General features: G+C 45.4%; 10 protein-coding genes. 6 read left to right on the forward strand and 4 right to left on the reverse strand.

What is annotated here, in order from left to right; all coding sequences use genetic code 11:
* Position 1 precedes the first annotated feature (1 nt).
* The gene (locus MHUN_RS05435; RefSeq protein WP_011448069.1) at positions 2–1,165 is read right to left on the reverse strand and encodes a proteasome-activating nucleotidase; all 1,164 of its coding nucleotides are present in this window, start codon (positions 1,163–1,165) and stop codon (positions 2–4) included.
* 42 nt (positions 1,166–1,207) lie between these two features.
* Here MHUN_RS05435 and MHUN_RS05440 point away from each other — a divergent pair, with 42 nt between their 5' ends.
* Positions 1,208–1,624: an aconitase X swivel domain-containing protein gene (locus MHUN_RS05440; RefSeq protein WP_011448070.1), complete on the forward strand. Its 417-nt coding sequence runs from the start codon at positions 1,208–1,210 to the stop codon at positions 1,622–1,624.
* Between the two features lie 3 nt (positions 1,625–1,627).
* On the opposite strand, the gene MHUN_RS05445 is transcribed toward MHUN_RS05440, so the two are convergent.
* Positions 1,628–2,305, reverse strand: coding sequence for a hypothetical protein (locus MHUN_RS05445; RefSeq protein ID WP_011448071.1), 678 nt, complete (start codon positions 2,303–2,305; stop codon positions 1,628–1,630).
* A 169-nt stretch (positions 2,306–2,474) separates the two neighbouring features.
* Here MHUN_RS05445 and MHUN_RS05450 point away from each other — a divergent pair, with 169 nt between their 5' ends.
* The 5 genes from MHUN_RS05450 to MHUN_RS05470 all read left to right on the forward strand — a co-directional run bounded on the left by MHUN_RS05450 (position 2,475) and on the right by MHUN_RS05470 (position 8,901).
* Positions 2,475–3,401, forward strand: coding sequence for a DUF475 domain-containing protein (locus MHUN_RS05450; RefSeq protein ID WP_048067310.1), 927 nt, complete (start codon positions 2,475–2,477; stop codon positions 3,399–3,401).
* 105 nt (positions 3,402–3,506) lie between these two features.
* Positions 3,507–5,519 carry a DNA topoisomerase subunit B gene (locus MHUN_RS05455; protein ID WP_048067810.1) on the forward strand — a complete coding sequence of 671 codons (2,013 nt, stop codon included), beginning with the start codon at positions 3,507–3,509 and terminating at the stop codon, positions 5,517–5,519.
* Entirely contained in the window at positions 5,509–8,028 is a 2,520-nt protein-coding gene (gyrA, locus tag MHUN_RS05460) for a DNA gyrase subunit A (protein WP_011448074.1), read from the forward strand. Before MHUN_RS05455 ends, gyrA begins: the two co-directional genes overlap by 11 nt.
* Before the next feature lie 79 nt (positions 8,029–8,107).
* Positions 8,108–8,482 (forward strand): hypothetical protein, encoded by a 375-nt coding sequence (locus MHUN_RS05465; RefSeq protein ID WP_143709371.1) that lies wholly within the window; start codon positions 8,108–8,110, stop codon positions 8,480–8,482.
* 32 nt (positions 8,483–8,514) lie between these two features.
* A complete protein-coding gene (locus MHUN_RS05470) occupies positions 8,515–8,901 on the forward strand; it encodes a type VII toxin-antitoxin system HepT family RNase toxin (RefSeq protein WP_158498168.1) in 387 nt (128 codons plus the stop codon).
* Here MHUN_RS05470 and MHUN_RS17270 read toward each other — a convergent pair.
* Positions 8,893–11,796 (reverse strand): PAS domain S-box protein, encoded by a 2,904-nt coding sequence (locus MHUN_RS17270; RefSeq protein WP_338040855.1) that lies wholly within the window; start codon positions 11,794–11,796, stop codon positions 8,893–8,895. The genes MHUN_RS05470 and MHUN_RS17270 overlap by 9 nt on opposite strands.
* Positions 11,797–11,898: 102 nt before the next feature.
* Positions 11,899–12,573, reverse strand: coding sequence for an MTAP family purine nucleoside phosphorylase (locus MHUN_RS05480; protein ID WP_011448078.1), 675 nt, complete (start codon positions 12,571–12,573; stop codon positions 11,899–11,901).
* Positions 12,574–12,586: the final 13 nt, after the last annotated feature.

Here is a 12,586-nt window from a genome sequence, read left to right on the forward strand (position 1 = left end):
ATTAGCGGAACATCCGCTCTTCAGAATCATGCTCTTCGCCGGTAACCTTGTTTATGGCATCAAGCAGATCCTGGTTCGTTACTTCAAATGCACTCTTCCGAACGGCAAACATACCTGCTTCCCTGCAGACTGCCTGAATCTGTGCACCGGTGAGCCCCTCGGTCAGAACAGATATTTCAGCAAGATTTACATCAGGGGAAAGATTCATCTTTCGGGTATGGATCTTTAATATCTCCTCACGGGCGATGATATCAGGTACCGGTATCTCAATGATCCGATCAAAACGACCAGGACGAAGAAGTGCCGCATCAAGCATATCAACCCGGTTGGTTGCTGCCATAATCCTGACATCCCCCCGGTTATCAAACCCATCCATCTCTGCCAGCAGTTGCATCAGGGTACGCTGCACCTCAGCACTCCCGCTTGTCCCGTCATTGGTCCGTGTTGTTCCGATTGCATCAATCTCATCGATAAACACAATAGACGGGGCCCGGTCACGTGCCAGTGAAAAGAGTTCGCGGACCATCTGGGCACCTTCACCAATGTATTTATGAACCAGCTCACTGCCACTCATCCGGATAAAAGTGGCTTTTGCATTATGAGCGACTGCTTTTGCAAGAAGGGTTTTTCCAGTCCCCGGAGGCCCATGGAGAAGAATTCCTTTGGGGGGTTCGACACCAATCCGCTCAAAAACTTCAGGCATTGTCAGCGGATATTCAACCGCTTCCCTGATCTCTTCTATCTCACCACTAAGACCTCCGACATACTCAAAGGTCACCTCGGGGGATTCATCAAGCTCCATTACCCTGACCCTTGAGTCATAGGTCTCTTCAAGCACCTTCACCACTGAAAGAGCATTGTTTACAGCGACTTTACATCCCGGATAGATGTGGGGGCGCAGTTCATCAGCGAGTACAGTTACATACTCCTGGTTGTTCCCCATCTGACGAAGATAAACCTCGCCATTTTCAAAAACATCCACTACCAGCGCAACAAAGAGGGGCATTCGTTTGAGTTGTGAATTCTCTCTTTTCAGTACAGAATTTTCCTTGATTAATTCCTCTGATCTGATAGACAACTCAAGATTCTGGGCCTCCAGCTCCTGGATCCGGATCTGATAGTGAATCTCATTTTCACAGGAGATACGTGCAAGAGGCTGTTCCATAGTACATAATTATCCAGTCGTTCTACTTATACGTGAGTGTGCATGATAATACAGGGACGCGGAATATCGCGTGGTATTGGAAAAGGGCCCTTGCTCATTGGTCCTGATCCAATCTCATTTCTCTCCGGCGTAGATCCGGAGACTGGAATTGTATTAGAACCCGGTCACCCGCTTGAAGGAAAAGACATCACGGGGTCGGTTCTGGCCTTTGAATATGGGAAAGGATCAACAGTCGGGAGTTATATTCTCTATGCCCTCTCGCGCAATGGACATGCTCCAGCGGCGATCATCAACCAGGAAGCAGAGACCATCATCGTTGTCGGCGCCATAATGGGAAAGATACCCATGATCGACCGGATTAAAACTCCCCTTACCAGCCTTCCATCCGGCACAATCGTAGAGGTAGACGGGACAGCAGGAACTCTGACCATCCCTGATGAAAAAGTGAATCAGGTCTGAAAATCAGGAACTAAAAGAATATTCCCTGACATATTTTTTATCAAGGTATGGAAATCCCCATTCCGAACAATAGCCATCAAGTGTTTTTATATCGGTAATCACTTTCTTCCCATAATTATCTGCAAGATCCTGGTATCGACGGTAATTTCCAAGAGATGCCGCATCAGTCCCTGCATTCTTCCAGTACACAGCCTGTTTCAGACTTGATGCATAGGATCCAAGAGATCTGATAAAACCCAGGTATTTGTTAAAAATAACTTCCTCTTTTGATGTGAGACCAGGGAAGACATTTTTTTCAGGAAGTGACCGGTCAAGGGAATACTCATCTGTCAGGTCATTAATAGCCGTCTCAAGAGCCAGCGCCTTTTCCTGAATACCAGCTGCATCAAGAGCACGATCAGCAGTCCTGATTGCCATATAAGCTTTCGTTAGTTCTGGAAAGGTGTCCTCAATAAAAACTCTTAGCTGCCCGGAACCGGGTGTATCAGGAGTCATCACCCGTTTCTGAACAGGCTCTGCAGAAGAAGGGATCTGTGTCATTGTTACCACCGGCTCTCCGGCGGTCGATACCGGAACAGGACCACTATCAGAGAGCGAACCTAAGTCCTGATTTATACAACCTGATGACAGAATACCTATGGTCAATATAAATACAAGAATGAGGAGGACCTGATTCTTCATATCATCGGATAGGAGGACTGAATATATATAGTGAACTGGTGACCAGAAGGTACCATCGTGCTCTCCCTTTTAATCCTGATAATATACGTGCTATAATTATCAATCTTCTGCCATGTAAAGATAACAGAATAGATGGTATTCATATCCTTTTCGTCTCATACCTTCTTTTGTGGAACTCTTCACAATCATCCTGACCATAATAGGTCTGTGCATGTTCGAGATAATCTGTAGTATTGATAACGCTATCATCAATGCAGAAGTGCTCGGCTCCATGCAACCAAAATACCGGAGATGGTTTCTGCTATGGGGAATCCTATTCGCCGTATTTCTGGTCCGCGGACTGCTTCCTCTCCTCCTTGTCTGGTTTTCAACACCTGAACTGACTTTATGGGAGGCTTTCACTGCCATGTTCAGTGACAATCCTGATATAAAAGAGGCCATAGAAACCTCTTCCCCTATTCTGCTCATTGGTGGGGGAACATTTCTTATCTTTCTCTTTTTTCACTGGCTCTTCCTTGAAGAGAAACACTTCGGGCTTCCTGGAGAACGGTACTTCTTTTCCAAGGGGGTCTGGTTCTATGCAGTAGTATCCATCCTGCTCATGGCAATTGTCTGGTTTGCAATTGAAAAAAATGCCATGATGGCGTTTGGAGCAGTTGTCGGATCCACGGCCTTTTTTATTGTTCATGGTTTCCGCCAGAATGCAGAACTGCAGGAGCAGAAACTTATCAACGGGGATATGTCTGACATAAGTAAAATCCTGTACCTGGAAGTCATTGATGCGACATTCTCTATTGATGGAGTTCTTGGGGCATTTGCTTTTACTATGTCAGTCCCGCTCATTCTGATTGGAAACGCCCTTGGTGCCATTGCTGTCAGACAGATAACCGTCGGCAATATTGACAGGATAAAAAAATACCGGTTTTTGAAGAACGGAGCAATGTATTCAATCCTTTGTCTGGGGATTATCATGCTCATTGACAGTTTCGGATTTCACATCCCTGAATTTGTCTCGCCGGTGATTACATTCACAGTTGTAGGGTTATTTTACATGAAATCAGTGCGCGAAGCAGGGAGTAAGACTGAATCAGCCTGATTGATCCATGCATATTTTTGCAGCTGAATCACCATGTTTTAGTTGTACAAACACCAATAGTATTGGACACATTTTCGCATCACATATTTTTTGGGAGGTTTTTGTCTGTCCAATACATACAATTCTGAGAATATCAAAATTCTACGGGGCCTTGAACCGGTCAGGGAACGGCCGGCCATGTATATCGGGTCTACCGATAGCCGTGGTCTTCACCATCTTGTTTATGAGGTGGTTGACAATTCCATTGACGAAGCCCTTGCAGGATACTGTACCCATATCCAGGTTGTCATCCACCAGGATGGGAGCGTCAGTGTGGAGGACAACGGGCGTGGTATCCCAATTGACCCGATGAAGGACAATGATAACAAAACTGCTCTTGAAACAGTTCTCACGGTCCTTCATGCAGGTGGAAAGTTTGATAAAAATACCTACCAGGTGTCAGGGGGTCTGCACGGGGTAGGTGTCTCAGTTGTCAATGCACTCTCTGTTGAACTGACTGCTACGGTCTGGAAAGACGGGTATGAGTACCGGATGTTCTTTTCACGAGGTCAGCCACAGACAGACCTTGAGAAAAAAGAAGAAGACTTTGAAGAGATCAAGGATCGGTATATAAAGCGGTACGGGAGCCTTCCCGACAACTGCCCGGAAACAAAAGAAGAATTTCTGAATAGATATCTTTCCAAGATCTCCGGAACAATGATCAGGTTCAAACCGGATTCGAAGATCTTTGAAACGATTGAGTTTGACTATGATATTCTTGCTCACCGATTGCGTGAACTCGCATTTCTGAATTCCGGGATCACCATCAGCATTGCTGACGAGCGGTGTGAGGATTTGGAGGAATGCAGCGAAGTCTTCTCTTATGAGGGCGGGATATCAGAATATGTCAGATATCTCAATCACGAAGCTCAGCCAATCCATGAATCGGTCATCTCTTTTAGCCGAAAAGATGAAGAAGCCAGGGTTGAGGTTGACATCGCATTCCAGTATGCAGCCGCATATTCAGAAAAAGTATACACCTACGTAAACAGTGTCAATACCAAGGAAGGCGGGACACACCTTGAGGGTTTCCGATCTGCCCTTACCAAGGCCATCAATAAAATGGGAAAGGAAAACAAGGCGATCAAGGACCAGAACCTCTCCCTCAAGGGTGATGATGTCAGAGAGGGTCTTACTGCCATTATATCAGTCAGGATGGCAAATCCCCAGTTTGAAGGCCAGACCAAGATGAAACTGGGGAACAGTGAAGTCAAAGGAATTGTTGATTCACTGGTCTATGCATCACTTTGTGAATACTTCGAAGAGCATCCAAAAGAACTCGCCGCTATTGTTGACAAGGCTGTATTGGCATATCAGGCCAGGGAAGCAGCACGTAAAGCAAAAGAACTTGCCAGAAGAAAGAGCACACTTGAATCATCAGGACTTCCAGGAAAACTTGCCGACTGCTCAGAACGCTCTGCAGAAAAGAGTGAGATATACATCGTGGAAGGAGACTCTGCAGGTGGCAGTGCCAAACAGGGGCGGGACAGACGGTTCCAGGCGATTCTTCCCCTTCGTGGTAAGATCCTGAACGTTGAAAAGGCAACGGTCCATAAGATATTGAAAAATAATGAAATTCAGGCACTCATTTCAGCAATCGGGACCGGCGTGGGCGAGTCATTCGATATCGAAAAAGCACGGTATCACCACATCATCATCATGACCGATGCGGATGTGGACGGTGCCCATATCAGCACTCTTCTCATGACATTCTTCTTCAGATATCTGCAGCCACTCATTGAAGCAGGATATATCTACCTGGCCCAGCCTCCTCTCTACCGGATTGCGAAGGGAAAACAGGAGAAGTACGCCTACACCGAAGAGGAGATGAAAGAGATTTTACAGGAGATGGGTGAAAAAGGCGTGAACGTTCAGCGGTACAAAGGTCTTGGAGAGATGAATGCATCCCAGCTCTGGGCAACAACCATGGACCCGGAGACAAGAGTGCTCAAACGGGTAGTCATCGAGGATGCAGCATACGCAAATGAGATCTTTGAAAAGCTGATGGGTGATGATGTAACCGCCCGTCGGGATTTTATCAAACGGCATGCAAAAGAGGTGACGAACCTTGACATCTGAAGAATCCCAGCAGCCACTCTTTGTCCCGAAGGTCAATCCTGTCAATATCGAAGAGGAGATGAAATCCTCCTATATCGATTATGCAATGTCTGTCATCATCGGGCGTGCAATTCCTGATGTCAGGGATGGATTAAAACCAGTGCACCGGCGGTCACTCTTTGCCATGTGGGAGATGGGAAACACCCATGACAAGCCATATAAAAAATCCGCCCGTGTAGTCGGAGATGTCATGGGTAAGTATCACCCGCATGGTGATGCATCCATCTATGATACCATCGTCAAGATGGCCCAGCCCTTCTCGTACCGGATGATGCTGGTCGACGGTCAGGGGAACTTCGGTTCTGTTGACGGTGACGCCCCTGCAGCAATGCGTTATACTGAGGTCAGACTGAAACGGGAAGCAGAAGAACTTCTCACCGATCTTGAAAAAGAGACCGTCGAGTTTGTCCCGAACTTTGATGAATCCCTGCAGGAACCATCTGTCCTTCCGGCAAAACTGCCCAACCTTCTCATTAACGGATCTGACGGTATTGCTGTTGGTATCGCAACCAAAATGCCACCCCACAACCTGGGAGAAGTATGTGATGCCGTCTGTCACTACCTGGAACACCCGGATACGACGGTCTATGAACTCATGCAGATTATGCCCGGTCCTGATTTCCCGACCGGAGGTATCATCATGGGGACCGACGGGATTCAGAATGCATACCTCTCCGGACAGGGGAAACTGACCGTCAGGGGGGTTGCAGAGATAGATGAATCAGGAAAACGCAACCAGATCATCATCACCGAGATCCCGTACCAGGTTAATAAAGCCAAACTTATCGAGCATATCGCAGAGTTAGTCAAAGAGAAGAGGATTGAAGGGATTTCGGATCTCAGGGATGAATCTGACAAGGACGGCATGAGGATTGTCATCGATCTTCGGAAAGATGCACGACCTCAGCTGATCCTGAATCACCTCTATAAGCACACTGCTCTTGAAAGCACCTTTGGGATTATTAACTACGCAATCGTTGATCGTCAGCCAAAGATCCTTGGACTTATCCCTCTGATTGAGCAGTTTGTCCGTCATCGAATAACGGTTATTACGAGAAGGAGCGAGTTTGACAAGCGAAAAGCTGAAGAACGGGTTCATATCCTCCGGGGTCTGCTCCATGCAATCGACAATATCGACGCAGTAATCACGACTATCCGAGCAGCACAGACTGCAGATGAGGCAAAGGAAGCACTTATTGCCAAATTCTCCCTTGATGAAGCACAGGCCGGTGCAATCCTTCAGATGCAGCTTCGCCGGCTTGCAGCTCTTGAAAAGCAGAAACTTATCGATGAACGGGAACAACTGGAAGCTGAAATCAGAAAGCTTATCGAACTTCTCTCATCCGAGGATAATATCAGGGCTGAAATTTCCCGGGAACTTCAGGAACTTCGGGAAAAATACGCCGACAAGAGAAGAACCCAGATCACCGGTGATCTACAGGAGATTGTCAGGGAAGATCTTATCCCTAACAAGCAGGTTCTTGTCTGTCTGACTCACCAGAATTATGTCAAGCACATGGATGTGGATGCCTACCGGGTTCAGGGCAGGGGAGGCAGAGGTGTTATGGGAATCTCCATTAAAGATGGAGATTATGTAGAACAGGTCTTTGTTGCAAATACCCATGACCATCTCCTCTGTTTCACCTCAACTGGACGGGCATACTGGCTCAGAGTCTTTGATATACCGGAAGGCTCCAGGCAGAGTAAAGGGAAGGCAATTGTAAATCTTCTTGACCTTCGGAGTGAGGAACGGGTAACCGCAGTCATCCCGGTCCAGGAGTTCTCATCTGATCGGTTCTTCCTCTTCCTGACCGAACGAGGTATGATCATTAAGATCCCACAGGATGAGTTTTCACGCCCGAGATCTACCGGAGTAAACGCTATTTCCCTGCGTGAGGGTGATAACCTGGTACATGTCATGGTCAGTGATGGTAGCCAGGAGATCATCATCACGACAAAATATGGTCAGAGTCTTCGGTTCCATGAGGAACAAATACCTCTTCGACACCGCAATGCTCTTGGTGTAATCGGAATGCGAATGAAAGATGATGATATCGTAACCAGTATGACCGTCATCGAAGAAGGGAAGCATCTCCTCACCATCACCTCTTCAGGGTATGGAAAACGGACGAACTTTGATGAGTACCGTGGTCATGGCCGTGGGACGATGGGTGTCAGAAACATCAAACTCAAACGAAATGATGGTATTGTCACGGCATTCTCCGCAGGGCCTGAAGAAGAGATCATCCTCATGAGTGCTGAAGGAATTGTCATCAGAACCAGCGTTGAAAAGATCACGATACAGGGTCGTTCAACCCAGGGTGTCAGGATAATGAGACTTGCGGCAGGTGACCGGGTGGTTGGTGTCACCTCACTCTCTCCGGAAGAGCAAAAAGATATCAGTGATGATATACCCCAGGCAGAAATAATCGACGAGGGACCGGATGAAAACGGTTCTTCTGACGAATAATTTTTTGTGTAAGCCTTTTATTACTTAAAAAACAGACATTGAAGAAATGTCACTTTCTATTTACTCGGGTTATTCCCTCATGAATCATCCGTTATATCCGGGTTTCATCAGAGAAGTAAAAGAAGATAATGACATTCTTGCAGTGTATCACTATGGAAGTTCAGTAAACAGAAGTGATTTCAGAGACATTGATATATGTATCATTTCATATAATGATGAGCAATCTGCTTTCTTTGATAGATTACTCCATTATTCAGGATCTTATGCAGCAATGGGTACGGTTCCCCTGGATATTACGTTATTCTCTCTTCTCCCTCTTTATATAAAAATACAAGTTATCAGGGAAGGAATACCAGTCTTTATTCGTGATGATGATATTCTTTTTGATAAAATCTTAAAAACGAACAGACAATGGGACGATTATGAACCATCTTACAGGATAATGATAGAGTGACCAATAAAGAAAGAATCCGCAATTCAATCCGTTTGCTTGACCAGTATATCGATGAATTAAACAAAATATTTCCGGAAAATTACGATGAATATAAAAAATCACTCATCATCAGAAGATCATCTGAGCGACAAATACAGATCATAATTGAACAAATAAATGACATTTGTGCTATGCTCTATCGATATGTATGTTCAGGTATAGCGGGAGATGAATTGTCCATATTGGAAAAATTATCAGAACATTGTCTTTCCACAGAACTGTGTGAAAAAATCAGACATATGAAAGGTTTTCGAAATATCCTAGTACATGGATATACATCACTCAATGATGCCCTCGTTTACAACAATATCTTTCATGGGAGGGCATATATTTATCAATTTATGGAAGAGGTGGAAGATTGTTTGAAAAAATTACACTAACCGGTACAGGTTTCGTGGTATTGATATCTCAAACCTGACACCTTTTCCTTCTTTCCCGGTTTCAGTAATAGAAAGTCCGGTAATTGAGAGGATCTCACGAGACAGGAATAACCCGAAACCGGTGTTTTTTCCAAACCCATGATGGAATATCTTCTTTTTATCCTTTTCAGGAATCCCGACACCATTATCTTCATATATTAAAAGAAGGGCCGAAGGAGTCTCCTCGGTAAAGAACCTGATCTGAGAGACAGTCTCTCCATGCATCAGGGAATTTGAGATAAGATTTGAGAAGACCTTTTCCAAAAGCGGGTCGGCATATATCTCGATAGAGTTGAGATTATCATCCCAGCTCACACACTCCACCCGTCCATACTCACGGGCATTGGCAATGGTAGATCCCAGATTCTGCCACTGAGGCTCTTTGACACCAACATCCTGGTATTCCTTGGTAAACACAATCTGGCTTCTAATTGACTGGGTCGCTTCTACCTGTTTTGCGATAAATGGCTCGAGGTCAGGATCCTTATTCTTCTTTTTCAGAAGATCAAGGTATGCCAGTAAAATAGTAATTTGGTTCAGAACATCATGACGGGTAATAGATGAGAGCAGGTTGAGCTTTCGGTTACTCTGAACAAGGGCATCCTGAGCTATCTTCTGCTTGGTAATATCCATACACAGGAGCAGGATAGCCGGGTTATTCTGCCAGACAATCTCTGCCATACCAACTTCAAGCCACCGAAGTTCTCCGGTATTTGTTAAGGCACGAAGAGATACACCGGCATGTATCTGCTCTCCTTCACGGGCACGTTCCAGAAGGGTGGAGAATTCTTCCAGATCGTCGGGATGGATAATATCTGAAATAGTAGACTGGGTAAGGTTTTGTGAAGTATACCCAAATATTTCAGATGACTTTGGATTTGCAAAAATAATCCTGGTATCACGAAGAACAAAAACACCTTCACCTGCATTATTGACCAACAGTCGGTACTGCTCTTCACGCTGTTTTAATGCTTCTTCAGAGGCTTTGCGGTCAGTGATGTCCCGGGCAATTGTCATCACAAGACTCTGAGTCCTAATCCGGATTGGATAGGTCATAACCTCAGCATAGAGAATCTTCCCGTCTTTCCTGCTGATATGAACCTCATCAGGACCTGTCGGCCGGCCCAGGGCATTTTTCGCAAAGAGAACAGCTGTCTTGGTGATATGCATCGACCCAATCAGACCCATCGTGAAGATATTCCGTCCTTTCAAATCATCAGGTGTATACCCGGTAAGTTCTGTCGCAGCCCGGTTGGATTCGATAAAGGTACCTTTAATATCGGTCAATAGATAAGCTTCAGGCGCATAATCAAAGAGGATCTTGAGACGTTCCTCATTATTTTTTACCTCCTGTTCCGCAGCTTTCCAATCGGAAATATCTGTGAGGACTACGGTCACCGCTCTGATCTCATCAGATTCATCATCCTTTACCGGAGTAAACCGCCGGATATAATCCTTTGAAAGCCAGTGGAACTCATCCTGAACCTGACGCTTTGTAGAAATCACCCTTTGAAGTGCCTGGTCAAACCGCTGGTCTTCACCTGGCGGGAGCATGACCCGCATACGTTTTTCAAGATACTTATCAGCAATATCCCCAAGTTTGTTCCGGTGATATGAGTTCATAAAGAGGTAACAGCCTTCACGATCAACCATGAAGATTGAATCACCGGTTGACTCAACAACGCTCCGGTAGTTGGCCTGAGTAACCTGGAGCGTGGTAAGCGTCTTTCGCTGTTCGGTTACATCCTTAAAGGTCCAGACCCGGCCGATGATTGTCCCGCCAATACGTTGTGGGAGTGTATTGCGTTCAAATACCCGGCCATCACGAAACTCCAGAACATCAAATGCTTCTTTTTCCGGATGAGTCTTGAGGTAATTGATCTTTTCAATAAAAGATTCGCGGTCCTCAAGCTGGTCTTCAAGATACGCCAACAGGACTTCTTCGTCCCGTTCCCCAATAACCGACTCAGGAACAAACCACATGTCCAGGAACTTCTGATTATAATTGATGATCTTCCCAACCCGGTCAACAACAAAGATTCCATCAGACGTGGACTCAAATGTTGCTGTAACCAGTGATGCCCCCCTGGCCACCTCATCTTCAAGCCTGACGCGGTCAGTGATGTCTATTGAGACAACCGTTACCGCAAGGGTCTGCTGCGACGTCTGGTATCGGACAGGGATAAACTTTCTATTGTAAAACCTGCCCTCTTTCTCATACTCTTCAGAAAAATAATTGTTATGCGTAATAACCTGGTTTAAGGAATGAACGAAACGCTGGGTCTCCTCTTCAGTATGGAGATCCTTGTACATCTTTGACTCATAATTTTCGCCATAAATACCAAGTCGTTTCTGATGAGGACTGTTGATGAATAGATACCTGAAATGGCGGTCCACCATGTAGATGGAATCGTCAGTTGCTTCTACAATGGTCCTGAAATTGGTGTCTGCATAATGAAGCGCCTCTTCCCCTTGTTTCTGTCTGACGATCTGTCTGATAAATGTATTCAGCCGGAGAGTTTCCAGTTCGGTTTCATCATTCTGCAGAAAAAAATAATCAATTCCTGCTTTGACCGCTTCTTTTACCACTGCCGGCGCCTGATTTCCGGTGAAGATGGTAACCGGACTGTATTGAATTTGTTTTTTTACCTTCGCGATGAAATCCAGCCCATTTTCTTTTCCAAGATCAAAATCCCCAATGACGACATCATAATGAGCAGTCTGTAATTTATTGATGGTGTCCTTCACATCAGAGGCTGCGCTAATGGATATCTTCGCCCCGTTCTCTGTAAATAACTGGGTTATAAAGGAAAACTGCTTTGGATCTCCAATAGTCAGGATTGTGATGACAGCCAGATCAAATCACCTGAAGGTACGATGAACAACATAAGATACTCTGCTAAATGATTAAAACCATCTGCTCCCGAAGGGGTATCCAGATACACGGGATGTAAAGCATTATCTAACCGAATTTATAATCCGTCCGAGGAGATCAAGCGCTTTCTCCTGGTTTTCCCTGACAGTTCTGATGATGGATTCATAGGTGATTTGAGCATCGCACACTCCATTGGCATAATTGTCTACAGTGCAAATAGCTGCAAAAGGAAGTCCCAGTTCCGCGGCAACGGTCAGTTCACTTCCGATGGTCATTCCAACAATGTCTGCGAACCTCTTCATCCATGAGATCTCAGCTTTACTCTCCAGCCTGGGTCCACGGGTTTGAATATAGGTTCCTCTCTGGATTGCCTCAGGAGAGAGTTTCATCAGAAGTGTCCGAAGATCAGCATCAAATTCAGGATTAACATGGTCGATTGTGTGATTCATAATGGTCGGAACCGGAGTCAGGCAGATAAAATCATCAGGAATAACACGGGATCCCGGAGGGATATCTTCCTGTAATGAACCGGTTGATCCAAGCGCTATGATGCGATCTGCGCCGGCAAGTTTGAGCGCAGCGATATGGGAACGATATGGAATAATATGGGGAGCACATCGGTTCTGATGTCTGAGAAGAAGAAAAAATCCTTCACCTTTAAATAATTCACTTGTGCCATAAGGTGTATGTTGTTCAAATTTTGTAAATTCTGAGCCCTGATAGTCCAGTAATGAAGTTCCACCAATAATACCAAGCATGTATGAGGTCAAT

It is taken from the genome of Methanospirillum hungatei JF-1, assembly GCF_000013445.1.
GTDB classification, from domain to species: domain Archaea; phylum Halobacteriota; class Methanomicrobia; order Methanomicrobiales; family Methanospirillaceae; genus Methanospirillum; species Methanospirillum hungatei.

Coding starts and splice junctions, on each gene's coding strand:
- MHUN_RS05465 (WP_143709371.1), top strand. CDS start 8,108: ATGAATCATCCGTTATATCCGGGTTTCATCAGAGAAGTAAAAGAAGAT.
- MHUN_RS05440 (WP_011448070.1), top strand. CDS start 1,208: ATGATAATACAGGGACGCGGAATATCGCGTGGTATTGGAAAAGGGCCC.
- MHUN_RS05480 (WP_011448078.1), bottom strand. CDS start 12,573: ATGCTTGGTATTATTGGTGGAACTTCATTACTGGACTATCAGGGCTCA.
- MHUN_RS05445 (WP_011448071.1), bottom strand. CDS start 2,305: ATGAAGAATCAGGTCCTCCTCATTCTTGTATTTATATTGACCATAGGT.
- MHUN_RS05435 (WP_011448069.1), bottom strand. CDS start 1,165: ATGGAACAGCCTCTTGCACGTATCTCCTGTGAAAATGAGATTCACTAT.